Source organism: Paenibacillus validus NBRC 15382, assembly GCF_004000985.1.
Classification (GTDB): Bacteria; Bacillota; Bacilli; order Paenibacillales; family NBRC-103111; genus Paenibacillus_G; species Paenibacillus_G validus.
Genome location: NZ_BIMH01000027.1, coordinates 1 through 22627 on the forward strand (window position 1 = coordinate 1; position 22627 = coordinate 22627).

24 protein-coding genes are annotated in these 22627 nt (G+C 55.7%); 5 read left to right on the forward strand and 19 right to left on the reverse strand.

Annotated elements, in window-relative coordinates; all coding sequences use genetic code 11:
• On the forward strand, positions 1–480 hold a 480-nt coding region (locus PVA01S_RS26715), incomplete at its 5' end, for a hypothetical protein (protein ID WP_164751866.1).
• 172 nt (positions 481–652) lie between these two features.
• Here the strand turns inward: PVA01S_RS26715 and PVA01S_RS16945 are convergent.
• The 4 genes from PVA01S_RS16945 to PVA01S_RS16960 all read right to left on the reverse strand — a co-directional run bounded on the left by PVA01S_RS16945 (position 653) and on the right by PVA01S_RS16960 (position 3126).
• A complete protein-coding gene (locus PVA01S_RS16945) occupies positions 653–1327 on the reverse strand; it encodes a hypothetical protein (RefSeq protein ID WP_054797679.1) in 675 nt (224 codons plus the stop codon).
• Positions 1328–1525: 198 nt separating this feature from the next.
• Positions 1526–2212 (reverse strand): YidC/Oxa1 family membrane protein insertase, encoded by a 687-nt coding sequence (locus tag PVA01S_RS16950; RefSeq protein WP_127608593.1) that lies wholly within the window; start codon positions 2210–2212, stop codon positions 1526–1528.
• Positions 2213–2298: 86 nt separating this feature from the next.
• Complete coding sequence (locus PVA01S_RS16955) at positions 2299–2556, reverse strand: hypothetical protein (protein WP_054797677.1); 258 nt, start codon at positions 2554–2556, stop codon at positions 2299–2301.
• Between the two features lie 99 nt (positions 2557–2655).
• Complete coding sequence (locus tag PVA01S_RS16960) at positions 2656–3126, reverse strand: cytochrome c biogenesis protein CcdC (RefSeq protein ID WP_127608594.1); 471 nt, start codon at positions 3124–3126, stop codon at positions 2656–2658.
• Positions 3127–3344: 218 nt separating this feature from the next.
• Between PVA01S_RS16960 and PVA01S_RS16965 the strand changes: the two genes are divergently transcribed.
• The gene (locus PVA01S_RS16965; RefSeq protein WP_164751867.1) at positions 3345–3794 is read left to right on the forward strand and encodes a DnaJ family domain-containing protein; all 450 of its coding nucleotides are present in this window, start codon (positions 3345–3347) and stop codon (positions 3792–3794) included.
• 79 nt (positions 3795–3873) lie between these two features.
• Here the strand turns inward: PVA01S_RS16965 and PVA01S_RS16970 are convergent, their stop codons facing one another.
• The 4 genes from PVA01S_RS16970 to PVA01S_RS16980 all read right to left on the reverse strand — a co-directional run bounded on the left by PVA01S_RS16970 (position 3874) and on the right by PVA01S_RS16980 (position 6616).
• A complete protein-coding gene (locus tag PVA01S_RS16970) occupies positions 3874–4488 on the reverse strand; it encodes a nitroreductase family protein (protein WP_127608638.1) in 615 nt (204 codons plus the stop codon).
• A gap of 179 nt (positions 4489–4667) precedes the next feature.
• Complete coding sequence (locus PVA01S_RS26960; protein WP_412761009.1) at positions 4668–4922, reverse strand: ATP-binding protein; 255 nt, start codon at positions 4920–4922, stop codon at positions 4668–4670.
• A 123-nt stretch (positions 4923–5045) separates the two neighbouring features.
• Entirely contained in the window at positions 5046–5321 is a 276-nt protein-coding gene (locus PVA01S_RS26965; protein WP_174817593.1) for a hypothetical protein, read from the reverse strand.
• 77 nt (positions 5322–5398) lie between these two features.
• Positions 5399–6616: an MGDG synthase family glycosyltransferase gene (locus tag PVA01S_RS16980; RefSeq protein ID WP_127608596.1), complete on the reverse strand. Its 1218-nt coding sequence runs from the start codon at positions 6614–6616 to the stop codon at positions 5399–5401.
• Positions 6617–6795: 179 nt separating this feature from the next.
• Between PVA01S_RS16980 and PVA01S_RS16985 the strand changes: the two genes are divergently transcribed.
• A complete protein-coding gene (locus tag PVA01S_RS16985; RefSeq protein WP_164751868.1) occupies positions 6796–7497 on the forward strand; it encodes a DUF1361 domain-containing protein in 702 nt (233 codons plus the stop codon).
• Positions 7498–7586: 89 nt separating this feature from the next.
• Here the strand turns inward: PVA01S_RS16985 and PVA01S_RS16990 are convergent, their stop codons facing one another.
• The 3 genes from PVA01S_RS16990 to PVA01S_RS17000 all read right to left on the reverse strand — a co-directional run bounded on the left by PVA01S_RS16990 (position 7587) and on the right by PVA01S_RS17000 (position 12036).
• A complete protein-coding gene (locus tag PVA01S_RS16990; RefSeq protein ID WP_230876098.1) occupies positions 7587–8558 on the reverse strand; it encodes a protein-glutamine gamma-glutamyltransferase in 972 nt (323 codons plus the stop codon).
• Between the two features lie 85 nt (positions 8559–8643).
• The gene (locus tag PVA01S_RS16995) at positions 8644–9963 is read right to left on the reverse strand and encodes a deoxyguanosinetriphosphate triphosphohydrolase family protein (protein WP_127608599.1); all 1320 of its coding nucleotides are present in this window, start codon (positions 9961–9963) and stop codon (positions 8644–8646) included.
• Between the two features lie 156 nt (positions 9964–10119).
• Positions 10120–12036, reverse strand: a complete 1917-nt coding sequence (locus PVA01S_RS17000; protein ID WP_244932977.1) for an LTA synthase family protein — start codon at positions 12034–12036, stop codon at positions 10120–10122.
• 253 nt (positions 12037–12289) lie between these two features.
• On the opposite strand from PVA01S_RS17000, the gene PVA01S_RS17005 reads away from it, so the two are divergent.
• Both PVA01S_RS17005 and PVA01S_RS17010 read left to right on the forward strand, forming a co-directional pair.
• A complete protein-coding gene (locus PVA01S_RS17005) occupies positions 12290–12508 on the forward strand; it encodes a hypothetical protein (RefSeq protein WP_127608600.1) in 219 nt (72 codons plus the stop codon).
• A gap of 82 nt (positions 12509–12590) precedes the next feature.
• Entirely contained in the window at positions 12591–12779 is a 189-nt protein-coding gene (locus PVA01S_RS17010; RefSeq protein WP_054797665.1) for a hypothetical protein, read from the forward strand.
• An 11-nt stretch (positions 12780–12790) separates the two neighbouring features.
• Here the strand turns inward: PVA01S_RS17010 and PVA01S_RS17015 are convergent, their stop codons facing one another.
• The 8 genes from PVA01S_RS17015 to PVA01S_RS17050 all read right to left on the reverse strand — a co-directional run bounded on the left by PVA01S_RS17015 (position 12791) and on the right by PVA01S_RS17050 (position 22577).
• Complete coding sequence (locus PVA01S_RS17015) at positions 12791–13594, reverse strand: serine/threonine protein kinase (protein ID WP_127608601.1); 804 nt, start codon at positions 13592–13594, stop codon at positions 12791–12793.
• Positions 13595–13779: 185 nt separating this feature from the next.
• Entirely contained in the window at positions 13780–14928 is a 1149-nt protein-coding gene (dgoD, locus tag PVA01S_RS17020; protein WP_127608602.1) for a galactonate dehydratase, read from the reverse strand.
• Positions 14929–14985: 57 nt separating this feature from the next.
• Entirely contained in the window at positions 14986–16602 is a 1617-nt protein-coding gene (locus PVA01S_RS17025) for a response regulator (protein WP_127608603.1), read from the reverse strand.
• A 3-nt stretch (positions 16603–16605) separates the two neighbouring features.
• Positions 16606–18363, reverse strand: a complete 1758-nt coding sequence (locus PVA01S_RS17030) for a sensor histidine kinase (protein ID WP_127608604.1) — start codon at positions 18361–18363, stop codon at positions 16606–16608.
• 39 nt (positions 18364–18402) lie between these two features.
• Positions 18403–19299 carry a phosphogluconate dehydrogenase (NAD(+)-dependent, decarboxylating) gene (gnd, locus tag PVA01S_RS17035; protein WP_127608605.1) on the reverse strand — a complete coding sequence of 299 codons (897 nt, stop codon included), beginning with the start codon at positions 19297–19299 and terminating at the stop codon, positions 18403–18405.
• Between the two features lie 17 nt (positions 19300–19316).
• Positions 19317–20846, reverse strand: coding sequence for a gluconokinase (locus PVA01S_RS17040; RefSeq protein WP_127608606.1), 1530 nt, complete (start codon positions 20844–20846; stop codon positions 19317–19319).
• A gap of 31 nt (positions 20847–20877) precedes the next feature.
• Entirely contained in the window at positions 20878–21699 is an 822-nt protein-coding gene (locus PVA01S_RS17045) for a carbohydrate ABC transporter permease (protein ID WP_127608607.1), read from the reverse strand.
• Positions 21696–22577: a carbohydrate ABC transporter permease gene (locus PVA01S_RS17050; protein WP_054797680.1), complete on the reverse strand. Its 882-nt coding sequence runs from the start codon at positions 22575–22577 to the stop codon at positions 21696–21698. The genes PVA01S_RS17045 and PVA01S_RS17050 overlap by 4 nt, the downstream gene beginning before the upstream one ends.
• Positions 22578–22627: the final 50 nt, after the last annotated feature.

Sequence of the window (22627 nt, forward strand, 5' to 3'; positions counted from 1 at the left end):
CCGCGCAAGCCGGCCGCCGACGCGGCTGCTCAGGCACCGGAGACGCCGTCGGCCGATGCCGGTGCGCCGGAGACCGCTGCGCTGACCAAGGAAGCGGCGGTTATGCCGCCGGTCGCAAGCGAAGCGCAGACCGAAGCGGAAGCGGTCCTGCCGGCGGCGGAGCCGGCAAACGACGCGGCACCCGCTAATATGAGCGCGTCGTCTTCGCCGGCTGATGAATCCGGTGCGGGTACGCAGGCCTTGGGCAAGGACGACGGGCTGCAGCGCCTGCTAGGCAGACGCTTGAAGAAAAAGAAACGCAACGAAACGCACGAGAAGGATAGCGTATATATCCGCAAGGATCTCAAAGAGCGGCTCGCCAAGCTCGCGGCGAACCACGGCAAAGGGTTCCGCACGCTGCTTCTGAACTACGGCTTGGAGAAAGCGCTCGACGAGCTTGAGCAAGCCGATGCCGCGCTGCGCCAAGGCGAGCAGCTTTGACCGACGCCGAAATAGCGGAACAGCGATTCGCTATTTCGGCATTTCGCCGCAACCGTACAAAAATAGCGGAACAGGGATGCCTTATTCCTCGAAATGCCGTGCTACAAGCACGGATTCGACGTAAATAAGATACCCCTGTTCCGCTATTTCCATTTCTTTGGGCAGCGCCCTTCTAGATCGGCAGCAAGCGAACGGAGTCGCGCTCGTGCAGGCCTTTTACCATACGGTACCAAGCGTCCGGCTTCTCGGTCAAGACTGCGTAGTACGTTTCCAGGAACGTGGCCACCAGCGAAGCCGGAACTGCATCCGCGTCCGCGTCGTCGATCGGCATAAAGCACAAGTCCAGGCCGTGTACGGCTTCGCCGTCAATTTGCCAAGAAGGGTGCACATAATCGAGATCCAGCTTCAGGTAGCCGAGATGTGCCAGCACTTCACGGCGCACGTAAGCATTCATCGATTTCACGCCGCCGAACTCCAGCCCTTCGGACAACGCCGGGTTATAAATTTCGGCGAACATCCCCTTCAGCTTCCCTCCGGCCTCGGCTGCCACCTGACGAAGATCGGCCATCCGGCGGCGCGCCAAGAACGGCCCGATGCCAAGACCGTCGCGACCGATAATCGTAAAGTCCGTCATCGCCACCTGCATGTCGGCATAGTAGCGGTACTCGGTCGCTCCGACGACCTGACCGTCCAAGATGGCTACAAACACGCGGATTCCGGGATCCTGCAGCGGCTCCGCCCACAGATCGTAGGCCAGCACTTCCTCCGGTGGAAACACGGTTTGCATCAGTTCGTGCATTTGCCGAAAATACGGGTCGGCGATATTTGTAATGCGATGGTAATCCAAGGCGATCCCTCCTTTTTAGCTACAGCTTACCTGTTTGCGTCCCCTTCGTCAACGCCGTCGGGGCTGCGTCCCCATCCTAGCATGCCCTCGGCGAAGGGAATCACAAACAAGCCGTTAAAAGCCGCCAAGGCGGGTTGCCCGTTAGAACCGATGAGCGATGCCGTACAAGCCCGGCCGCTCATCGGTTCAGGGCGGGGGTTACGACGCCTGAGCCGGCTCGGGCGTCCCTTTACGCAGTAGCCGCTTGCCGAAGGCCGTGCGGTACAGCAGCCGCTCCAGCAAGCCGAAGGCAGAGCCGGCCATCCAGTACAGGCCGAGGGCGATCGGCGCTCTCCACGTTACCAGCAGCGGAATCAGCATGAGCACGATTCCGAGCATCGCGCGTTTCCCGCTGCCCGGCGCAGGACCGGCCGCCTCCGTCAAAGGAATCAGGCTGACCACGAACGTCATCAGACCGGTAAGGACGGGCAGGACGTGCAGCGGGTCCGCCAGTGCCAAATGGGACACCCATGGAACAAGCAGCGAACTCATCGCGCTTCCGTGCGTCAGGAACAATCCGTACATCGCGCTTAAAACCGGGAGCTGCAGCAGGACACCGCCCATCTGCGCAAACGGGTTGACGCCATGCTCGCGGTAAAGCTTGCCGGACTCCTCCATGAGCCGGTTCGGGTTGGCGGCATGCGTTTGCTGCAGCTTTTTCAAATGCGGACCCATGGCCGCCGTGCGGATATGCTGACGTGCCGCGGTGAGATTGAAACGGAACAGCGCCATTTTGACAACCAGCGTTAGCAATATGATGGATACTCCCCAATCGTGAGTAAACGTGTGCAAATAAGATAACGCCTGTGCAAGCACGGCGATGATCGGTTGAAACCAAGTATACATAAGCCCATCGCTCCCTATGAATCGGCACCCTCAGGGTGCACGGAATAACGTTGTCCGGCCGTCCTGAGACGTACAGGCTCAACGTGTCAATCGTTAACCGATTCAGACCGGGAGCACGGAGAGTCCGAGCATTCGGAGGAACGGGGCGGTCTTTTGCGACGAACGAATACGGTACGCAAACTTTTCAACGAGCGGTTATGCGACTTCAGCACAAGCGCACAATCGACCGGCTGTACCAAGCCGTAAGGCAACCGGACTTGGGCCAATTCCGGACGCGGCAGCACGAGCAGCGCGGACAAGCCGAGAACCAGCATGAGCACCGAAAGATCTATAGACCATTCCATCGTTCATCCCCCCTTTCTTATAGGCAACATGAATTTACGTGCAAGCCGGATTCAGGTTTCACACGGTGACCGTCCCTGCCTACAGCCCCACGTAAGGCGCTATTCCGCTTGCCGCAGGGCATACAGCTTGCGGAACTTCACAAAACTGGCGACCCGCCAAGGCACGACATAAGCAACCGCGATTAAATAGAACAGCATCGCCAGCTCCGTCGGGTCAAGTCCGGACAAATAGCTTCGCAAACCCAAGCGGAGCGCGATCAAGCCGATGAGGGCAACAACGAAAGCGGCGCTTTTTTTCGGATAGATGAGTCCGTCCTCCCGCCTTTCGTAGTTCGTGGTTAGAATCATGGGAATAGACAAAACGGCCCCGCACAGCAGCGATAGCACGACTTCCTTCACGGTAAGGTGCAGCTCCGGATTCAGAAGCCCTGTAAGGCCTAGCGCCAAGAAGAGAAGCGGCAGCAGCAAGCGATAGCCTTTGCCCTTAACCGGACGGGAGGTTGCGCGCATTCTTCGCCATAGAATGAGCCCGGCTGCAATCACCATAATAAACACCGTATTCAGCTCCATCGTGAGCCTCCTCTTCGCCAAGTAAATATACCGTCACGGATCATTGCTTTACCATCTAATATTTTAGCACAAAAATGAATAGGCGACGACTCTCCCAAGATCTCCCTCCCTTGCCCGATTCCAGTTCCGCCGTTCCGCAGGTTGTTTGAAAACCTGTCACTTGACCCGGAGCCCAGGTATCATTACGCTAGAGATACCAAGGGACGGGAGGTATGGACATGGACAAAGAGGAACACGCAGCGCGCTCCGCACGGCAGCCGAGAGACGTGCTCGAGAACCGCGACGCCATGGATTCGATCGAGCGGCAGAAGGAAGGCTGGGCCAACGACGCATACGAGCAATTCGTTCAGAACGGGGGCTTGGAGCGCCTCGCGGGAATAGGGAAGCCTCTTGTCGTTCCTACCGACGACGTTCTGGATACGATTCTGCGCAATGCGAATGTAGATCCACCGTGGATCATGCTGAGGAAGGAAATCGGTTCGAATATGGCTAAAGTGATCCAGCTCTTGGATAAAACCCCGGCGGCTCCGGAAATCGATGCGCTTTTGTCCGAGCTGAACAAGCAGATTATCGAGTTGAACGCGCTTGCTCCCAGCCGCTCGCTGCACCGCCATCTGATTAGCCGGCATAACGTTAGGGAGCAGTATCAGCGATGGTACGTCAAATAAGCCCCACTGGCCGCGTGATTCGGATATCGAACCACGCGAGCCGGCGGGGCTTCGCTTTTTCGTCGGGATACGGGGAGAGTTAGAAACGCTCGTGAATAACTTGATGCTCGAGCGGCAATCGATCCGTTGCCCGGCCTTCCTTCTCGGCTTTCCCGATCGGAATCATGACAACCGGCACATAACGGTCGGGAATTTGGAATTCGGAGATTAGGGCATCCTTATTGTATCCGCCCATTGGCACCGTATCATACCCTTTCGCTTTGGCAGCCAGCATCAGCTGCATGGCGGCCAACGAAGCGTTGCGAATCGCCTCGTCTCTGGCCAATCCCGGATTGTTCGTATAAGCGCCGTCGACTTGCTTCACCATCAAATCGCGAATTTCCGGCGCCGCTTTCTCGTACACCTTCGAGGTCACCTTATTCGCTTCCAGATCGCCTAACACGATAATAACAGCCGCGGCATCAGCCACTTGTTGTTGACCGAACGCGATTTTCAACAGCTTCTCTTTATTGGCTTGCTCGCGCACTACGAGGTAACGCCAGTGCTGCAAGTTCCACGATGACGGAGCGCGCGAAGCGAGCTCCAGAATTTCGTTCAGCTCGGCGTCGGACAGCACCAACCCTTTCTGGTATTGACGCACCGAACGTCGCGAGGTCAAAAACTGCTCGGCGGAGAATCGGTTTTCCGTATTCACTTCCACTTGCTGACTCATATCTGAATCCACTCCTTTGATATTTATCTGTTTAACTATATTATCATCATCATCTTACTTTAGTAAAGTTAATATATATTACATCTTCCCTTATATCTTGGTAAAAAGACATAAAAAACCCATGCCTTCAAACGAAGTCATGGGTTGCTCCACTAGGCTGATCAGGGCAAGTATAGCATGAACGTACTGCCTTGCCCCTCCCGGCTGAATACGGACAAGTATCCGCCGAGCAGCTTCGCCAGCTCCAAGCTGATGGACTGCCCGAGCCCGGTGCCGCTGTATTTCCGGCTGATGGAGCCGTCCGCTTGGCGGAACGCCTCGAAGATTAACCGCTGCTTGCCCTCGGCAATGCCAATTCCCGGACCTGGAAAGCGATCCTCCTCCGATCCGGTTCCGGCCGATCCTCTTCGGCCCAATATTGCAGCTCCTCTGCGTTCAGACGTCCTTCGTGCTGTTCCCTGATCAGCTGCGACAGCAGAATGATGCTGTTAGGGGCGTCTTCTCAACACGATCCAAGCGGCAAGGTGAACGGGAATATCTTAGTCGTGTACGTCCAAATCGAAAAGCGACCCGAAGATCGAAAGATGAATCGCGTTAATCAAATTGACTACCAGCAGGGTTATCGGCACTTTTTTGCGGAAGGAGCCTTGATGACGGTGAAACCAGCCGCCAAATACAAACAAGCCTGCCAAAGCGGCAGACCTCCCTCTTGCTGAAATACGTTCAAACCCGCGGAACCGGCGGAATATGTAGGTATAGCCAGTTTCAACAGAAACGCCAATGTAATCAGCACGCTGATGTTGATGAAACAACATTCAGGCCTTCTGAACTTCCATCGGCTCCTTCTTCCAGGGTCCGCCGCGCGGGACCTAACCGCTTCACGCCCGCACGGCTACCAAGCTTCCCGGACAGACTCCCGCACGGATGCCACCGCCGGCCAAGCGGGCGAGCCCTCATACGGTCCCGCCTGCAGCCGGAACATCGCATCCCACGCCCGCTGCGTCGGCTGCTCGCAGCGAAACCGTTCCGCCTGCTGGCGCATAGTCGCAAGCAGCCCGGGCGAATCGATAAGCTCGAGCACCTGATCGAGCAGCTTACGCTCCTTGGACGCGCGAATCGCAACGCCAGCCCCCTCGAGCACCGCCGCATTTTCTTCCTCTTGGCCGGGAATGGGCTTATACAGCAGCATCGGCAGCTTCATCGCCACCGCCTCGGACGTCGTCAAACCGCCCGGCTTCGTCAGCAGCATATCCGCCGCTCCCATCCAGCGGTGAATATCCTCCACGAAACCCACGATCCGAACGGAGGGCGTCGGCTTGAGCGCCAGTTCCTCCTCGAGCGACTGCTTGGCAGCCGCGTTGCTGCCGCAGACGAACACAAGCTGAGCCCGCAGCCGCAGCGCCTCCGAACGCAGCAAGGCGCGCATATCCTTGCCCATCAGCCCGCAGCCGCCGCCCATGACCAAGACGACCGGCTTGAGCGGGTCCAGACCGAGCTGCAGCCGGAACGTCTCCCTATCTCCGGGCTCGAAGAAGCTCTTCCGAATCGGAATGCCCGTCACGCTGACGCAAGAGCTGGAAATGCCGCGGCGATACAGCGCCTGGGCCACATGCTCCGAGCCGACCAAATACAGGTCGGTATGCGGCTGCACCCATAACGCGTGGTCGGCATAGTCCGTAATTACCGTCACGAGCGGTACGGACGAAAGTCCTTGCGCCTTTAGCAGCGACACGGCGGCCGACGCCAGCGGGAACGTGCAGATCACCACATCCGGCTTACGGTCGCGCAGCAGCCCAAGAAGCTTAGACATTCCCAGCTTCAAGAACGATTTGGAGAACAGCGACATCTCTTCGTTCATGCGGGACTTGCGATAAAAGTAGCCATAGAGCGAAGGAGCCTTCTCTACACCTTTCAAGAAGCAGTATCGAATGACTGGGTGCAGGAGGGCGTAGATCTCTTGCATATAATCGATAACCTCGGCCTGCACGGGAGAATCGGGCCTGCCGCAGCCTTGCGCCAGCGCACGGGCGGCTTGCCGGTGTCCGTCGCCCAGGTCGCCTGCCAAAATTAACGCGCGTACCGGAGCTGGAAGCTGATTTTTCGTATACATGGTTACGCCTCCTGCATGTTCCCATTGTTTGGATTCACTGACTTTCACTGACTACAGGTTAAAAGTTCTTACCCCTACAATACCAGATATTTCACGTCCTGGCATCTTGAAGGTAAATTCTGGTATCTCTGTTTCCGGGTATGGTATGCTTAGGTCACTTCTACACGGAAAGGAATTCGATGAGAATGAAACTACTCGCATCCGGCAAACGATTTGCGGGCTTGGCGCTGCTGTCTGTCGTCTGCGTCGTCGTGTACGCGCTGCTCCGCTTACTCAAACAGAACACGTATTACGATTTCTTGATCTGGAACTTATTTTTGGCCTGGATTCCTTATGTATTGTCGTCGGTCGCCGCCATCCTGCACGAGCGGTTCACATCCGTCCCTCGGCTCGCCTTGACCGTTATCGGCATCGTGTGGATACTGTTTTTGCCAAATGCTCCTTATATCGTAACCGATATGATTCATTTAACCATTTTGAAAAGCAATTACACAGCGGAAGGCCATCTCGGCCTCGGTTTTTCGTATTGGAACGACTTTATGGTCATCATGCTGTTCGCTTGGAACGGCCTGCTGCTGGGCGCCGTTTCGATGCACCAATGGCACGCGATCCTTCGGGTTCGGACATCATCGCAGGTCTCCTGGGTTTGCGCCGCGCTCGTCTCGTTCTTGAGCGCTTACGGCATCTTGCTGGGACGCGAATACCGGTTGAACAGTTGGGACTTGCTCACGAACCCCGCTTCGATCGGGCGGTCCGTGGTCGACAGCCTCCATCCGGAGGCGCTGTTGTTTTGCGGTATGTTCGGCTTGTTCATCTTCGCCGTGTACGCCATGGTTTACCTTCTGATGAGCAGCGCGAAGCATGCAAGTTCACGGTTGTGAAGGCCCGCGCGGCCTCTTCGTACTCGCGGAGGAAAAAGGCGGACGCTTCCCGCTTCGAATCCGGGAGCAAGCTTCGCCCGCCCCGCCGCTTATCCGTATAAATGCGTCCGCGAACCAATCCGGGCTTCCAGCCGATACGTATGCGTGAACGTGCCGGCCCCGTCCGAGGCTGGCCCCATGCCCATTGCGGCCTCGCCGCCAAAGCCCTGACCGATTCTGGCAGCGCCGAAGCCAGCGCCGGCGCCACCGTCCGGCGGCGCCAAGCCCCCGGGCCCCATGATGGTGCCCGGTCCAGCTGACAACGGTTCCCTTAAGCCGGCTGCGTTACCGTTCGCCAGCTGGTGCAAATATTTAAAATTGGGGAACGTCGTTTCGTCCATCAGATAAGCACTGATCTGCGCTCCCGGAATCCGGTAACGGTTGAGCAGGCGGATGATGAACCACGCACTGGATACGCCGGTTCCATGCCCGAAGTATCTGCCGCCCGGCATCACGATGACGTTCACGCCTTGCCACTGCATCGACTCGGGATCTACCTCGGGATTCTTGAAATACTGAACGTCCCCGGGAATCCCTTCCCCCTCGGCGTGCACCGTGATCAGCTTCAAGTCCGCATCGTGATGCCATGAATATAGATAAAGGCGGTCGAAAAATCGATCGAACTGCTCACGACCGATAATATCGAGCACCGCCTTGTACAGCACGACTACGATCCCCATCGCACACTCGAATGCGTAGAAGTGACCGTGAATATAAATATCTTCGATCGCATCCGACGGATGAACCGTAGGCTTCAACCTAAAGCCGCCTTTCATATCAAGGGTCCAGAAACGTTCGTTGCAGCGCGAATTCTCAAACGTATCGAACGCGGCTCCGCTTTCCCCCAGCATAAGCGCTGCATGCACGATCGCTGCGCGCACGCGCAGCTCAAAGCGGAGCTCTTCGAACGACGCATAATAATACGGCGTCCGGCTCAGCTGCTTCTGCTGAAGAATACTCTGCTCCAACTCACTCGACACGATATGAAACGGCGATATCGGTTCTCCCTGAATGTAAATCAACACCATCCCCCCCTCCGCCCTTACGGCGAATGCATCTTGTACATTCTATGCGGAAGAGGCGGCGAAAAGGCCTCACGCCCCCGAATTAATCCATCTCGTAGATGGACCCCGACTTGCTGGCGAACAGCTCTGCGTACACCTTCTCGGCGTATGCATCCGTCATGCCGGATATATAATCGGCGACGAGCCGGGGCCACGACCAATTCGATTGGTGTCGCTCATAGTTTTCCAACCAGTCCGGAGGCAAAATCAACCGGCCGTTCTCCGGAACGATGAAGCTGTCCCACAGCCTGCGAATCATGATTTCGCTGCGCTTCTGCAGCCGCTGTACCCGGAAGTCCTTAATCAGGGTAACCCAAGCCAGCTTCTTCAGAATCTCCATCGTGCGGTGGAGTTCCAGATCCTGCCTGCCTTCATGCACGAACGTCACTTTCTTCCAGCCTTTGACCGGATCGTCGATGATTCCCACCTTGCCGACGAACGTGCTGACCCACCGCGCCTTCATCTCCCGCCGGGTGCGCGACGCTTCGCGGTCGCAGGCCGCGTAGATCGTCTCCCACTGGGCCAAATAGTCGGTCAAGACCCGTTTCACCATGTCCGGAATGTCCACCTGATCCCAGCCGACCTCATAGTTGCCCCGGTCGTTCACAATCTCCTGGACCAAATGCTCGACCAACCGGTCGTCCTCGAAGAACGTGCGGTTCATCTGGATTTTACCGGCGCGAATCCCATCTTCGATGTCATGCGTCGAGTAGGCGATATCGTCGCACAAATCCATCAGCTGCGCCTCCAGCGTCGAGCAGCCGACAGGCATGTTCCAGCGGTCGCGAATATAGCGAATACCGTCCGTCCATTCCATCCCGTACACGCCCTTCAGACGGCCGGGTTCTTCGAGGCTGTACGGATATTTATTGATGCCGATTAGCACGGCCGCCGTCAAATCCAGACCGCTGCCGCTGCCCGCCCGCTTCTCCAGAAACATCAGGATGCGGTAGTTTTGCGCGTTCCCCTCGTAAGCGAGCCCATAAGACTCCTTGAGCAGATGGTTGAGCACCTCTTCGCCCTTATGCCCGAACGGCGGATGACCCAAATCATGGGCCAGCGAAGCGCATTCTACGACAGCCGGGTCCAAAATCAAACCCGGATGCTCCTTCCGCTCCAGGAACGGATACTGCTTGTTCATGCGCCGCGCGGTCTCCCGCGCAATTTGCGAAACTTCGATCGAATGCGTCAGCCGCGTCCGGTAATAGTCTCCCGTTCCGGCGCCGAACACTTGAGACTTTCCCTGCAGCCGGCGAAAAGCCGGCGATTGGATCAGCCGCGCATAATCTCGCTCATATTCATCCCGTTCTTCGCTAAACGTGCCCTGAGCCGGTTCATCCAGTCGGAACTTACGCAAATCCATGGTCTTCCCCCCAAGTTGCCTGCCGATTCGCTCCCGATATTCTCTTCGTCTGGAACCGGACCGATTTTTGCAAATTGTATCACATTTGCACCATGGAGAGAAAGGACGGACCCGCCCCGGCGGGAAGGCGGCTGTCCGCTGCTTGAAAGTTACCGGTCAGCCCCCCGAGGAAGGAGCGGCTCGCGCCGCCATCAGTTCGCTCAAATATTTGGCCACATACTGGTGGCCGAACATCTCGTCATACTGAAGCTCGCGGTAAATCTCGACGTCCTCCTGCACGGAAGGCGGCACCTCGGCATACAGCTGACCGCTCGAATCGACGACCAGATTGCGCAGCAGCCCCGGCGTTTTTTGCGCCAGTTCGGCGTTGTATGCCCACGCGGCCGGCAGCTCCAGCCCGATGCGATTCAGCACATAGGCGCCGAGGAACGAGGTGCTGAGCGTCGGCACGTGCTCCTTCGGCAGCCCTTCGTTCGTCCACATGACGAACGGAACGCTATGCATGCTTTTCAACTCTTCAAGCGACCACTGCTCGGAACGTCCGGTCGAGACGAACCCCGCTTGCGCGTACACGTCGTAATCGTACCCCAGCATCGGCAGATGGTCACCGTAAAACACGATGACCGTCGGCTCATCCGACTGCTCGAAGTGATCGATCAGCAGTTGCAGGCTGCGGTCGGCATCGCTTGCGCCCTGCACGTAAGTTTCCAACGTATTTTTGGCCCCGGCGGTCTGCAAGCCTTCCGTCTTGATCGGATTGTCGCCGTATCGGTTATCGTCGTAAGGACCGTGATTTTGCATGGTTACCGCGTAAATAAACGTCGGCTCTTCGTTCTCTTCAACTTCTTGTATGATCCGGCGGGACACCTCGTCATCGGCTATAAAAGCGCCTTTGTTGACAGGATTGTCGAATCCCTCCTTGCTGATAAATTCATCGAAGCCCATGTACCGGTACACGTTCTCCCGGTTCCAGAACCAGCGCTCGTACGAATGGATGGCCGTGCTGGCGTAGCCTTGCGATTTGAAGTAGCTCGCGAGGCTCGGCAGCGGCCTGCTGATATATTGCTGATACGGAACCGATCCCGCGGGCATGAAGCTCATCGACTGGCCGCTCAGGATCTCGAACTCCACGTTGCTGGTGCCGCCTCCGAATTGCGGCGACAGCAGGAAGCCGCTTGTCATCTCCTTCTGCAGACGATGAACGGTCGGCAGCGGGTCTTCGCTGAACTTTACGTTCTTGAGCAGCGTCGGATCCCAGAACGCTTCGTTCATGATGAAGATCACATTCGGCTTCTGCGTTTGCGATGCGGCCTTTGCCTTAGGCGCGCCGACCAGCTCATTCAAGCTGTCGGCCAAGCCGGCCATGGCCGATTCACTGTAGCCAGGCGGCCGCGGCACGATCGTGTTTTTAACATTCATTGTAAACGCGAGCGCCAGCCCGTTCTCCCCGTAATTTTCCTGCTGATTCCAGACGATCTCGTTCATGCCGGCACGATCCACCAGCGCATTAAGCCATGCCGCCCGCGTACCGAAAGCGTAAAGCCCGAAGCCGCAAACCGCCACTAACGTCAGACGCGTCAGCCATCGCGGCGACATTCGCGGCATGGCCTTGCCGATCGCGAACAAGGCGATAGCGGTGCCGAACACGAGGGCAAGCCGCAGAACGGCTTCCCTGCTCGTCACAAGCGGCAGTATATTCATACTTTCTTTATTCAAAAAAATATCCCATGGAAAAAACGGCTCGCCGATCAGCTTTTTCTTGAAATAACTGATTAAGGCGACCATAGAAAGCAGTAGCACGCTTAAGCCCGCGGCCATAAACAGCCGCCCGACCAAGCCGTACAGGAATAAGAAAACAAGCATGGCCAGCAGCCCGTTCAATAGCGCCAGTTTCGGATGAGACGCCATCCAGGTCCCTGTTTCATGCAGAGAACCCCTGTGAAGCACTTCCATCCCGACAACCAGCAGCACCGGCACGATCAGCAGCGCCGCGGCTACAATAACGGGGTTCACCATTCGCCGTTTGGCGGGACGGGGTGACTTCGTTCGTCCTTGTATCACGGTTGGACGCACCCAGATCACTCTCCTATCGGCCCGCTCACGCGGCGGACATATTTGCAGTTCATGTTAAGACATTGTAAACATGAAATCTTAAAACCAGCTGAAAATAAGCTGAAAGTTAAAAAATGGTTCTCAGGACGCATAGGCTTTCGCGTATAATCGACAAATATTTCGTCCGGTCCACAGCCTATTTGCGCCACTGCGTGTGGATATGTTACGTTCAAGTATGCAAGCGAATGTCTAAGAAGAACGGAGTGACAAGGCTATGGAGCAATACCAACCGTTAATCGGCGTCATCCTGGAGAAGCTCGATCAGACCTATAAAGATTTACAATTTAATTACAACGGCCTTGACGGCATCATAAAGGGGCATTCCGAACACGAAGTTCGAAACACCCCTGAACTGATTACCATAACGGAGCTCCGCGACAGCTATCTGGAGCTGCTTCAAGTGATGGAGAAGCGATTTCCCGGACTCAAATAAACGGTGGAGATCGAACCGTTCCTGAAACTTTCAACCGTCCGCTCCGTAGTTACAGGTATCATTAGCTAAAGGAGGAAACGTAATGTTTAAGCATATTTTACGCAAAATCGCAAACAGTGTGCTGCATTCGAAACGTCCTCATTACCGCGGCGGCAGCTCGAATCGTTACCATCGTCCAGGCCCTCTCAAACATTCGTCGTCGTACTCTTCCGGTCGCGGCAATTCTTACGGACACCAATACTACAAGAAGAAATTTCATTCCAGTTCCTGACGTTTCGACCGTTACGTTAAGGCGGCTATCGCCGCTTCGACATCCTGCATGAGCGCCGCGTCGCTCTCATAAGCCTCATCCAGCCGCAGCAACCGCCGGAGCAATCGCCCGGTTGCCATCGATAAGGACAGCTCTTCGTGCCATTCGCCCGGAGGCTGTCCTTCTTGCGCTTCATAACCGGAGTACAAGAGGAATAACAGAAAATGACCGACCGCATACCAATCGCTCTTCACGTCCGGCAGGCGCCGACGCTCCTCCTCCTCGCTTGAGAATGGTTCCAGCCCCTCCGTATCTCCGATCCGCCGCGCCAGTCCAAAGTCGATCAGCACGTAAGTCCCGTCCCGCACCATCACGTTCGGAATGCGAAGGTCGAGATGAACCCAGCCACGCTCGTGCACGAACCTGACGACCGGCAGCAGCCGCGCAATGAACGCCAAGCTCTCTAATTCCGAGAAGCCCCGCTGCTGTTCGAAAATGAGATCCTCCACTGTCGCGCCGTCGATCCAATCGGTGACGAGAAATAACCGCTTACCGTCCTCAAACAGACCGCGGCACTTCGGAATGCTCGGGTGCGTCAGCGCGAGAAGCGCCTCCTGCTCCCGGCGCAGCAGCTTCCGGCCGAGACCCCGCTTGCTCGGCTTCGACTGCTTGACGACGACCCGCTCCCCCGTCTGCCGATCCGTGGATAAATAAGCGAGCCCGTAGCTTCCCTCGCCGAGAAACCGGACAATTTCATAGCGTCCTTGCAGTCGATGTCCCGCACGCAGCGGATAATCAATCCAAGCCTGGTACACCTGGCGTAAATAACGGATCATGGGTCTTCCTCCGGTCGCCCGATATCGAAATAATTCCTATTCCTAGCGTACACCAAAACGGCGAATCCCTCAAAACCGCTGCAGCGTATACCTACCTGTAGCCACACCTACCCCGGTTCGCCAAAAAAACGCTTGGCTTCATCATCGCCAAGCGGTTCTCTTTTATCGTATTGGCCTTGCTTCTATTACCATTCAGCGACCGTTCCGTCCTCCTGCCTCCAGACCGGATTCCGCCACTGGTGGCCGATGGCCGCCATTTCTCTTACTTTCTCTTCATTGACCTCAATGCCTAAGCCCGGTCCGGTTAAATTTCGGACAAAGCCGTCCTGGTAGGCGAAGACGGAAGGATCCTTCAAATAATCCAACAAATCGCTGCCTTGATTATAATGAATGCCCAGGCTTTGCTCTTGAATAAAGGCGTTAGGCGAGCACGTATCGAGCTGCAGGCAAGCGGCAAGCGCGATCGGACCGAGCGGACAGTGAGGAGCTACGGCAATGTCGTAAGCTTCTGCCATCGCAGCGATTTTCCGCGTTTCCAGAATGCCTCCGGCATGCGACAGGTCCGGCTGAATAATGTCGACGATTCCTTGTGCCAGCAGTTCCTTAAAGCCCCACCGCGTATACATTCTCTCGCCCGTAGCGATCGGGCAGGAGGTGTAGCGGGCGATTTCCTTCAGCGCCTCGTTATTTTCCGGCAGTACCGGCTCCTCAATGAACATCGGACGATACGGCTCCAGCTCCTTGGCGATAATTTTGGCCATCGACTTATGAACGCGCCCGTGGAAATCGATTCCGATGCCGACTTCCTTCCCGACCGCTTCGCGCACGGCGGCGATACGGGCGATCGCCGCTTCCACTTTACCAATCGAATCGATGTAGTGCATCTCTTCGGTGGCATTCATCTTCACTGCCGTAAAGCCCGCTTCAACCTGCTGTTTAGCCGCTGCACCCACGTCGCTCGGGCGGTCTCCGCCGATCCAGGAATAAACGCGCGTCCGGTCGCGGCAAGCCCCTCCCAGCAGATCGTAGATGGGGGCATTGTAGAATTTCCCTTTGATATCCCACAACGCTTGCTCGATCCCCGAGATCGCGCTGGAAAGAATCGGTCCTCCCCGGTAAAATCCTCCGCGATAAAGCACCTGAAACAAATCCTCGATCCGCATCGGATCTTGACCGATCAAATACTCGCTCATTTCCGTTACAGCCGCAGCGACGGTGTCCGCCTTGCCTTCCACGACGGGCTCGCCCCAGCCGGTAATGCCTTCATCGGTCTCAACCTTAAGAAACAGCCATCTCGGCGGAACCTTGAACAGCTCTAATTTTGTAATTTTCATTGTGACTCTCCTCTTCTCTATATGGGGAATATCGGCTGCGCGGCATGCCCGGAGCCTTTAGCTAAATTGATCCCGGTACTCCTGCGGCGTAATGCCGAACTGCTTCTTAAACGCATGATTAAACGAGTGCGGCCGCTGATAGCCCAGCCGTGCGGCAATTTCGTAAATTTTCTCCTGACTGTTCTTGAGCAGAAATTCCGCTTTATCCATCCGGACCCGGTGAACATAATCGCTAAGGTTGTCGCCGGTTTCCAGCTTATATATTTTTGAAACATAGACAGGATGCAAGTACACATGATCGGCAATCGTCTGGAGAGAAACGTCCTGGCCTATATGCTGATCGATAAACCATTGAATTTGCTTGATCAGCACCGACCGGGAATCCTTCGTCTCCTGATCCATATCCTGCCGGATCTGCTTCAGCGTCCGAAGCGACCAATCCTTCAATTGATTCACGGAACGAAAAGGAAGGCCTTCGGTCATCTTGTCATAATCGCTCCCGATTAAATCGAACAGCTGCTTGCCGTTCTTGTGCGCGATGTAGGCATAAGCGGATGCGATGGAGAAATAAGCCTCCAGCACATGCTCCTGGGAGCCGCCGTAGCCGGTTTCCAATTCATCGAAAATCAGATGAAGCTTCTCTTCGATCCGGTCCCAGCGGGCCGCTTCCAGCAAATGAATGAGCGTAGGCGGCTCGTACAAGCTTTGCGGCGATTGCGTTTCCGGCAGCGCCTGAGCGTCCCCGAGGCGCATGAACAGCTCATGCTCGCTGCCGATTCGCCTGCGGAAAGCCCCCACCGACCGGGTATACAAGCCGGCCAAATCTTCAGGGAAGCGCCCCTGCCCGCTCACCAGAATGGACACTTTGCCCTTCAAATAGGTGCTGACGGCAGACTGAAGCAGCGCCGCGGTTCGTTCCACCCACGTCGAGTCGTCCGCCTCATCGGATGTCTGCTTGGGCTTCAGCAGGAACGCCAAATAATCGTGAGCATCCTTGGTGTACCAAATGTCGAATTTATCCCCGAACAGCTCCTCGACCATATTGCCGATCGCGTATTCCAGCAGCGACAAGCTGTGAGCATCGTATTGCAGGAAATATTCCTCGAGCCGAACGAGCATAAGCGTGAAGCATTGATCGAGATAATGGGACAGCTCCAGCATTTGCATCTTTTCCAGCAGCGCCGCATGGGACAGCTTGCGCCCTTGCAGCAGGTCATGGAGCAGATTGCCCCGAAGCAGCGGCAGGTTTTCTTTAAGGGCATAAGCCAAGCGCTGCTTGGAATTAATCTCTTCCCACTCCCTTTGCAGCTTCCCCATCACCCGTTGAACCGTTTCGACAAGATTGGCTTCGGTGACCGGCTTCAACAAATAATCTTCCGTTTGATGCACGATCGCTTCTTTGGCGTAATTAAAATCCGAGTACCCGGACAGCAGGATGCACTTGGTTTTCGGCCAACGATTGCGAATTTCCCCAACCAGCTCCAGCCCCGACATTCCCGGCATCCGGATATCGGTAATCACGATATCGATGGAGAATTGCTCAAGCAGCGCAAGCGCCTCAAGACCGGAATAGGCTTTGTATACGTGCTCGATCCCCAGGGACATCCAGTCGATCGTGCTTGAAAACCGTTCCACCACGTGAATTTCATCATCAACAAGCAAGAGCTGAACCACCGTTTACCCTCCTTCAGAGACCGGAGCCGTTTCAGGCAAAGCGCCTTGCCTGTTCCAAGTAACCGTAACTCGCAGCCCGCCGCCCGTCCCGTGCTGGAACGTCAAACCGGAGCCCGCTCCGAACTTATAAAACAGCCGGTGGTGCACATTCCAGGTCCCGCAGCCGATGTCCTCGCTCATCGGCTTCTGCAGCTGCGCGTGAAGATGCTGCAGCTGCCGGTCGGTCAAGCCCGCTCCGTTATCTTCAATCACGACATAATTGCGCAGCTCATCCTGTTCGCCGGTGATCGTGATTCGCCCGCCGCCCACGCGATGCTCGATGCCGTGGACAATCGCATTCTCAACGAGCGGCTGCAGAATCAGCCTCGGGACGGCTTCATCCCACATCTCCTCAGGAACCTCGATATGATAGTCGAGGCGCTGCATGCGTAAATTTTGGATGTTCAAATAATGCTTAACCAATTCGAGCTCATCCCTGAGCTTGACCGACTGGTTCTCCACGCGTGTGGCGTAGCGGCAATAGTCTGCCAAATTCTGGGCCATCCTCACAACCGAATCGCGGTCTTCCATGACGGCCGAATTGATAATAAAAAATAAAGAATTATAGAGAAAATGCGGATTAATCTGCGATTGCAGCTGCTTCAGCGACGCCTCCCTGGACCGGATCTTCTCGACGTACACATCCTCCACCAGCAGCTGGATCCGCTCCGCCATTTCATTGAACCGCTGGATTAAATAATCGAATTCATTCTTGGACCGGTACTCGATCCTTGCCGCTAAATCGCCCCGCTTCATGCGCTGCATGCTGCGAATCATCTGGACAATCGGAATCTGCACATTCCGGTATAGCAGGAAGACGGCCAGCACACTCATCACCAGAAGAAGCCCGACGGATACATAAAACAACCGGCTCGTTTGCGTAATCGGTGCCAGCATCTGCTGAACCGGCACGTAGTCGACCAGATACCAGCCGATCTGCTCGGATTGCACATAACTGACCAGGTACTCCTGCCCATCGATCTCTTGTCTGACTTGACCGACGGCGTTCATGGGAGCCTCGCCTAACCGTGTACGGATCGTCTCCGAAAGAGACCTGTTCGAGCCGCTGTTCCATATCGTTTGATAGGCCGGATGAAAGAGAAACGGATCGCTATGCTTATCCAGCTTGTACACATCGAGCATATCGGTGATGTTCCGAATGGTGAAGCGGACTTGATACACGGCCCCCGCTTCTTCAATCCGCCCCGCTCTGGCCGGCTCGCTAACCTCCCGGACGAACATGGCGGTTGCCTGATCTCCCGGGCGGTCCTCGACATAAGTCCATTGCTTAAGAATCGGCCGGTTCCATTGCAAACGGTCGCCCCCTCCGAGAAAGATACTCGAAGAAACCGTTTGTTGATTAGCCGGAAGGAGTATCGTTAAATCGTTATACCAGCCGCTTGACACGCTTTGCAGGCCAAGCTTCGCCGTAATGCGGGATTGCGCCTTCAGAACGTCCATGATCGGGGCTCCCTGCATATCGATAAATTCACGAATGTAGGGATCGTTGCCCATAATGACGGGGAACATGGACAGGTTGGAAATTTGCGAATCAAGCTGATGCAGGAAAAATGAAAGCTGATTCACATTCGTAGACTCGATTTGTTCCTGTACGACACGGTTTGCGGTTCGGTTGGAAATGCCGTAAAGCACCAGGATCGGAATAAGCAACAGCGCGATCAGGAGCAGGATCTTGCTGAAAATATTCAATTTGTAAGGCATCTGATCCCCTCCTGCGGAGTAACTTAGCCACTTCCGACTCTACTGCTTAACGACCTCGTGACCGCCGAATTCATTGCGGAGTGCAGCCACGACCTTGCCGTGAAAAGCATCCGTCTCCAAGGAACGATATCGCATCAACAAAGATAAAGCAATGACCGGGGTGCTGGCTTGAAGCTCCAGCGCCGTCTCCACGGTCCATTTCCCCTCGCCCGAGGAATGCATAATCCCTTGGATTTGATCCAATTTGGCGTCCTTGTCCAAAGCTCTTGCCGTCAATTCCATGAGCCAGCCCCGAATGACCGAGCCATGCGACCAGAGCCCCGCCACTTCCGCCAGGTTCAAATCAAAGCTGCTTTTGTGCAAGACCTCGAACCCTTCGGCTATCGCCTGCATCATCCCATACTCAATGCCGTTATGCACCATCTTTAGAAAATGTCCGCTGCCGCTTGCCCCCGCATACAGGTAACCATGCGGGACGCACACATCGGCCAGCAATGGCTCTATCGCCTCAAAGGCCTGCCGGTCGCCTCCAACCATCACGCAGGCGCCATGACGAGCTCCTTCCATACCCCCGGAGGTCCCTGCATCCAGGAAACGGACGCCCTTCCCGCAACAAAATTCAGCAAGCCGCATCGAGTCTTTGTAATGCGAATTGCCGCCATCGACGATTGTATCTCCCTCGCTAAGCAGCTCCGTTAACCGGGTTACCGTGGCGTTGACCGGATCGCCCGGCGGCACCATCACCCAAACGAGCCGCGGCGGCGTTAAAGCAGAAACCAGCTGCTCTAACGAATCCACCGCAAGCCCGGCATGCCCGAACAGCTTGCCGGCGTTCGAAGCGTCGCGATCATAGCCGACTACCTGATGCCCTTTATCCAGCAGCTGCATCGCCAGGTTGCTTCCCATCTTGCCAAGCCCAATCAGCCCGACTTTCATGTCTGCCTTCCCACTCCTTATCCTGCGCCCTGAAGCGAATGCTGCAAGGCGGTGATCGCCTCGAACGTTTCGCCCAGACCGGCGTAGGCTTGTTCATAGATTCGATACAGTTCCGTATACACTTGATGATGCTTCAAGCAAGGGACATACGTTTCGCGCATATTAATCGTGGACTTGATGTCGCGGATATCGCCGTATTCCCCTAAAGCCATCATTCCAAGAAAAGCGGCTCCGTAGGCTGAAGCTTCCGCACAAGCCGGAACCTCCACCTCACAGCCGAATACGTCGGAAAGCAGCTGGAGCAGGAACGGCGAGCGGGCGAAGCCGCCCGAGGCGAGCACCTTGTTCTTCAAGCCCGTTAAATCATGCATCGCTAGAGCGACCGACAGGAGGCTCATCATCATCCCTTCCATCGCCGACCGCGCCAGATGCGGGCCCGAATGGGTCAAGTTTAAGCCAAGGAATACGCCGCGCGCATTCGGGTTCCAGATCGGCGCGCGTTCTCCGGATAAATACGGAAGAAAGAGCAGCCCTTCGGCTCCAGGAGGAATCCTCTCCGCTTGGCGCAGCATCCCTTCGAGCGAAGACTTCCCCGAGTCCGGCGCCTGTATCGAATGAAGCACCGTTTGTACCCAATCCAGAACGATTCCGCCGTTGTTCGTGCCTCCGCCAATCACCCAATGGCGGTCGTCAAACACATAACAGAACGTTTGCTGCCGATCGCTCGTTAAAGGCCGGTCGACCACGGTTCGTACGGCACCGCTTGTTCCGACCGTCACGGCCAAATCCCCCGGATCGATAGCCCCTACTCCAAGATTCGCGAGCACACCGTCACTGGCTCCCAGCACGAACGGCACATCCGTGGACAGACCCATACGCTTAGCGTAGCCTGGATTCAGTCCGGTCATCACGCAGGTAACCGGATGCAGCTCCGAAAGCTGATCCCGGCGGATGCCTGCATCGCGAAGCAGTTCCTTGTCCCAATCCCTTTCCCCGAGACGGTAAAGTCCTGTGGCAGAGGCCAAGGAATGATCGATGACAAACTGTCCAAACAGGCGGTACAGCAAATATTCCTTGATGGAAACGAATTTGCCAGCTTTTTCGTAAAGGTCGGGCCGGTTTTCCCTCAACCAGAACAGCTTGGAGAGCGGCGACATCGCGTGAATCGGAGTACCGGTGCGCTTGTAAATATCCAGCCCGCCTGAAGCGGCGATCCGTTTCGCTTGCTCTGCGCTCCGATTGTCGGCCCAGGTCATGAGCAGGGTAAGCGGACGCCCCGAATCGTCCACGACCAGCAGCGAGTGCATCGCGGAGCTTAGAGATACGGACGCCACCTCCCCATGAGACAGGCGCACGTCCGCCGTCACACGGCTGACGGCTTCGGCTGCCGCCTCCACGATGAGCCCGGGATCCTGTTCCGCATAGCCCGGACTTTCGCATATAAGCGGGTAGGGAACGGAGTGGACGCTCGCCACGGCGCCGTCCACTCCGAAAGCAACCGCCTTCGTACTTGTTGTGCCTATATCTAAACCGACAAACACTCTCATGGACCCGTCTCCTTAAGCCTTTCCAGGGCTGTTATCCCTTAACTGCGCCGGCAGCCATACCGCTTACGATGTAGCGCTGCGCGAGCAGTGCGATAATCAGCACGGGCAGCGTGATGATGCAGGCGGCCGCCATGAGAGCGCCCCAGTTGATTTCCGAATAGGACATAAAGTTAAATACCGCAATCGGCAGCGTCTTCGTTTTGTCGCCCGCCAGAATGATCGAGAACATAAAGTTATTCCACGAGAAAATGAACGACAGCAGCGACGAAGTAATGACGCCGGCGCCGGAGATCGGTAAAATAATGCGCATAAATACTTGGTGGTGCGTACATCCGTCGATCAAGCCCGCTTCCTCAATTTCCGTAGGGAGCGCTTCAAAGAACGAAATCATAATCCAGATAATGAAAGGCAAGCCGACCAGCATATGGCTCAAAATAAGCGCTGTGTAGCTATCGACCATGCCGATGCTGGAGAACAAAATAAACCACGGAATGAGGAACGTGATACCCGGAATAATTCTCGCCACCAGGATCACCATCCCCAATTTATGCAGATGATGTCTGGCAATCGCATAAGCCGCGGGCAAGCCGAGAAGCAGCGAGAGCAGCGTGGACCCGAGCGCCACGATTAAGCTGTTGACGATAAACTTCAAGAAGTCATATTCCTTAAACACGCTGGCATAGTTCTTAGCGCTCGCCGTGAATGCAAAAAAATGATCGCTGGACATTATCTGGGCCTGCGTCTTGAAGGAGGCGAGCAGCATCCACAGAAACGGGAAGGCAAACACGACCAATACAAGAAACGTTAATGCCGAGAGAAGCAGGTTCACTCCCAACCGCCGTTTTTTCCTCATTTCGCTCCCTCCAATCGTTTACGCATCCAGATCATCAATAACGTCAAGCCCATCACCAGCAGGAAGAACAGGACAAGCAGCGCGGAAGCCATACCCAGCTTAAAGTACTGGAAGCCCAGTACGTAGCCGTACAGGTTCAGCGTTTCGGAGGCAAAGTTAGGTCCCCCCTGCGTCGTTGCGTAGATAATATCGAACGTTTTCAGCACATCGATCAAGCGCAGCATCGTGGCAACCAAGATCGTCGGCCGCAGCAGCGGCAGCGTAATGGAGACGAATTTCCTCCAGGCGCTGGCTCCGTCCACATCTGCCGCTTCATACGGATCGCTCGGCAGTGTCGCGATCCCCGCCATCACGATCAGCGCGATCATCGGCGTCCACTCCCATACGTCGATGATAATGAGGGAAGGGATGACCTGGCTCGGTGAAGCTAGCCACAGCAGAGGCTCGAAGCCAAGCGATTTCAGCATCATATTGGCGACGCCGATCGTCGGCTCGTAGATCAGCATCCAAACCAAACCCATCGCGACCGGCGTCGCAACCATAGGCAGCAGGAATACGGTTTTTACCAGATTTTTACCAATGAAATTGCGGGAAAGCAGCATAGCAATAGCAACGCCGAGAATAACTTCGGCAGCAAGTGCCACCAAGGTAAAATAAAATGTCGAGCCAACGGCATGCCAGAAGCGTTCATCCTGAAGCAAGGCGTAATAATTGGCCAGTCCGACCCATTTCGGAGGCGTCGTAGCGGACATGCTCCATTCGAAGAAGCTGATCCGCACCGTATAGATAATGGGGAACAACATCATAAGCAGGACGAACAACACGGCCGGAAGCGTGTAAATCCATTTCAAGTGTCGATCAAACCAGCTGTACTGCATAATGAAAATCCACCCTTCCTTCGTTTTGTTGCACAATGGCCGGTAACATC

Bases quoted from the DNA above. Each gene is read 5' to 3' on its own strand.
- PVA01S_RS16950 (WP_127608593.1), bottom strand. From the start codon at position 2,212: ATGTATACTTGGTTTCAACCGATCATCGCCGTGCTTGCACAGGCGTTA.
- PVA01S_RS16955 (WP_054797677.1), bottom strand. From the start codon at position 2,556: ATGGAATGGTCTATAGATCTTTCGGTGCTCATGCTGGTTCTCGGCTTG.
- PVA01S_RS16960 (WP_127608594.1), bottom strand. From the start codon at position 3,126: ATGGAGCTGAATACGGTGTTTATTATGGTGATTGCAGCCGGGCTCATT.
- PVA01S_RS16965 (WP_164751867.1), top strand. From the start codon at position 3,345: ATGGACAAAGAGGAACACGCAGCGCGCTCCGCACGGCAGCCGAGAGAC.
- PVA01S_RS26965 (WP_174817593.1), bottom strand. From the start codon at position 5,321: ATGTTGTTTCATCAACATCAGCGTGCTGATTACATTGGCGTTTCTGTT.
- PVA01S_RS16980 (WP_127608596.1), bottom strand. From the start codon at position 6,616: ATGTATACGAAAAATCAGCTTCCAGCTCCGGTACGCGCGTTAATTTTG.
- PVA01S_RS16985 (WP_164751868.1), top strand. From the start codon at position 6,796: ATGAGAATGAAACTACTCGCATCCGGCAAACGATTTGCGGGCTTGGCG.
- PVA01S_RS16995 (WP_127608599.1), bottom strand. From the start codon at position 9,963: ATGGATTTGCGTAAGTTCCGACTGGATGAACCGGCTCAGGGCACGTTT.
- PVA01S_RS17005 (WP_127608600.1), top strand. From the start codon at position 12,290: ATGGAGCAATACCAACCGTTAATCGGCGTCATCCTGGAGAAGCTCGAT.
- PVA01S_RS17010 (WP_054797665.1), top strand. From the start codon at position 12,591: ATGTTTAAGCATATTTTACGCAAAATCGCAAACAGTGTGCTGCATTCG.
- PVA01S_RS17015 (WP_127608601.1), bottom strand. From the start codon at position 13,594: ATGATCCGTTATTTACGCCAGGTGTACCAGGCTTGGATTGATTATCCG.
- dgoD (WP_127608602.1), bottom strand. From the start codon at position 14,928: ATGAAAATTACAAAATTAGAGCTGTTCAAGGTTCCGCCGAGATGGCTG.
- PVA01S_RS17030 (WP_127608604.1), bottom strand. From the start codon at position 18,363: ATGCCTTACAAATTGAATATTTTCAGCAAGATCCTGCTCCTGATCGCG.
- gnd (WP_127608605.1), bottom strand. From the start codon at position 19,299: ATGAAAGTCGGGCTGATTGGGCTTGGCAAGATGGGAAGCAACCTGGCG.
- PVA01S_RS17040 (WP_127608606.1), bottom strand. From the start codon at position 20,846: ATGAGAGTGTTTGTCGGTTTAGATATAGGCACAACAAGTACGAAGGCG.
- PVA01S_RS17045 (WP_127608607.1), bottom strand. From the start codon at position 21,699: ATGAGGAAAAAACGGCGGTTGGGAGTGAACCTGCTTCTCTCGGCATTA.
- PVA01S_RS17050 (WP_054797680.1), bottom strand. From the start codon at position 22,577: ATGCAGTACAGCTGGTTTGATCGACACTTGAAATGGATTTACACGCTT.